This is a genomic window from Ectopseudomonas oleovorans, assembly GCF_003052605.1.
In the GTDB taxonomy this organism is placed as follows: Bacteria; Pseudomonadota; Gammaproteobacteria; order Pseudomonadales; family Pseudomonadaceae; genus Aquipseudomonas; species Aquipseudomonas oleovorans_A.
The window spans coordinates 1-2,709 of record NZ_QASO01000083.1 but is presented as its reverse complement, the minus strand read 5'-3'; the positions used below and the strand labels follow the sequence as shown (position 1 = coordinate 2,709).

The window sequence follows — 2,709 nt, the reverse complement described above, 5'->3', positions numbered from 1 at the left end:
TGCGAGGTCACTCTAGGGCGGAAGTCAGCGGGATGGCAGGATGTCTTGGAATGAACGCTTACGTTGTGGCTGCATGAAAGACCCGCTTAAAAGGCTAGAAATGGTGTCCACTTAAATCAGGTGGACACCATCGCCTTTGGCGTCGGGGCCAGGAAGGTGTGTTGGCCGGACGGATACGAAGCGACATGCAGCAGCCAGCTATAGCCGCGGTCGTATTGAGTTTCCGGTTCTGGATGCATGATTAGGAGATCGGCGACACCAATCAGGCAATCAGACAAGGGTTTAGAACCGGCCAATTTCTGAGACTGCTCCAATACTGTCAGCGCGCTACCTTGTAGCTCGCTTGACGGTAGAGGTAGATACTGGCTCACCAACCTCCATAGGACGGCCCGGCTCTCCTCACCAGCCTGTGCGAGGCCAGCGAACAAACCATCTACGCGGTGCGCAGCGAGAACCAAGTCAATGTCCGTACTCCTGCCTGCCTCAACCTCAGCAGCAAGGAGCAAAGCGTAATCAGCACCCAACATGTCGAGGAGCATTTCTTCATGAATTACCAGCCAGTCCTCAAGCTGGCTAAAGCTGAAGTGATACGGGGTGGCACCGAAATTGACATCACGAACTTTGAGCCACTCTATGAACGCTCGATCTTGCTTGGGAGGCAAGCCGTGCCCTTGGCGAACCCTCAACACAATCGAACAAGCCTGGAGCACCATTTCTTTGGCCTCACCTAAGCTTGGGCTCTGCAGAGTCTCCAGATTAAACTCAAATTTATGATTGCTGGTGAGCAGGTCCTCGATGAGTTCCGCCGCAATCTGGCGCTGCTCCTGGCTATTGGCATCCTCCAAGATCGTACCGATCTTGGGCAGTCCCACCATAGATCTCAGATCGATGGATCCCGCCAGCTCGGTGCACAATGGCCCCAGAATCAAGCGCCGGGTTCGTTCTGGTAGATGTTCCAGAAGATTAGCTACGACGCGCATAGCGTTGTGTCGACGACTCAATGTCTCGAGATGCAAGTCGCTAATCATTTGGTGCAGCAAGAGCGCTTGATCCTCACTGAGCACAACCTTATCTGCACGCGGCGAAAGCTGCTCAATGACTCCCTTCGTATCTCCGGACATCAACAACCCATAAAGGGCGCTGGCTCCCGCACCAAACTTACGGCTGATTGGATCTTCGGAAAGCAGTAGTAGGCTCTGTAGCGAGTCCGGCCACCGAACGCCGACAAGGCTGGCTAAGAACTGTCTTAGATCCCTGCAGCCATCTCTTACTTTCGTTCCATGATCATCATCGTGCGTGACATAACGCTTGAGTAGCAGCGGTCGTGCTTCAACAGGTTGTTCCTGCACCGAGTCACCATTCACCAGAACGGCTGTCAGCCTGCCGAGTAGTTGAGGATCTTCCTGCAGGTCACGATAGAAATCTGGGAAGCTCACTCGCGCTGCGCTTAAAGCACCTAGTGAGATCGGATGCCCGGTCACTGCATGTTCGTGCAATCCGCCTGGCAAATCACCTGAGCTCCCTTCCAATTCGCGTCGTTTGGCCAACCACCACGACTGCGCGAAAGCATTCACAATCTGTAGGGCGTTACGGGGATCAACTACATTCACGTGGATCATTCGATCGATCACCTGTTCAGGGCTCGAGCCACGGGCCTTGAGGTCGGTAACGATTTCCTCGAATGACGAAAGATGTGTGAGCGCGAAATGACGCATGTCGCTGCGAGGTGGTGGTGGAATCTCCAAGCGGAACTGAAAGATTCGATCTAGATAGCGCCGCGCATCAGTGTGGGTAAAGACGGTACCGGGCTGCTCAGGATTCCCGCGGCCGCGCGCCAGGGCGTCTGCGACTTTAGCCTCATCACACGAAATCACGAAGACGAGCCCGAGACCCGGAGGAAGCTTCTCGGACGGGATCTCCATGAACGCTCGGACGGCATCCAGGCCCAACACCATCTCCTCTGCAGAGAGCCGATCCAGATCGTCGACGAAGATAACGAGCCGCTCACAGCGAACCGCCTTATTGAACAATCCCGATGTTGGTTGTTTGAACTCCTTCAACTGTTCCAGCAACATCTCCTCGTATTGCTCGGCGCTTGCGCTGGGTAACGAAACCTTGGTGATAGATCTGTAGCTATCAATCTTCGAAGGTTTGAGGTTCTTCAACAGGTAACTGTATGCACCGGAGATTGCGACACTCAACAACCACCGACTGAAGTCGGTGGGTTAGTGACTTACGGACTGAAAGTCCGGATACGCGTCGACTGAACGACGCGTCGGATCAGTCAGGCTCCATCCTGAAATTATCGTTCGGGCTCGGCTCAAAATGATGCTCCAGATACTGCTTGATCATCTCTTCCGTCATCTGCCCAACCGTCGCGCAAAAGTACCCGCGAGCCCAAAAATGCTGCCCCCAATAGCGCTTTTTCAGATGGGGAAACTCCTCGAAAAGCTTGCTCGCCGTACGCCCCTTGATCCGCCTCATGATCTCACTCGGCGCCAAATTCGGCGGACTGCTCACCAGAATATGCACGTGATCCTTGCTCACCACACCTTTCACAATCCGAATTTCAAATGCTTCGCACGTCTGTCTCACCAGCTCTCGCACTCGCTCAGCAACCTCACCGCTGAGCACCTTGTATCGGTACTTAGTCACCCAAACAAAGTGATACTCGATCTGGTAGACCGTATGACTGCCGTATCTGTAATC

General features: G+C 54.0%; 2 protein-coding genes. Both read right to left on the bottom strand.

What is annotated here, in order from left to right; translation table 11 throughout:
• Positions 1 to 116 precede the first annotated feature (116 nt).
• Positions 117 to 2,201, bottom strand: coding sequence for a P-loop NTPase fold protein (locus DBO86_RS14105; RefSeq protein ID WP_146173204.1), 2,085 nt, complete (start codon positions 2,199 to 2,201; stop codon positions 117 to 119).
• A gap of 79 nt (positions 2,202 to 2,280) precedes the next feature.
• On the bottom strand, positions 2,281 to 2,709 hold a 429-nt coding region (tnpA, locus tag DBO86_RS14100; RefSeq protein ID WP_146173169.1), incomplete at its 5' end, for an IS200/IS605 family transposase.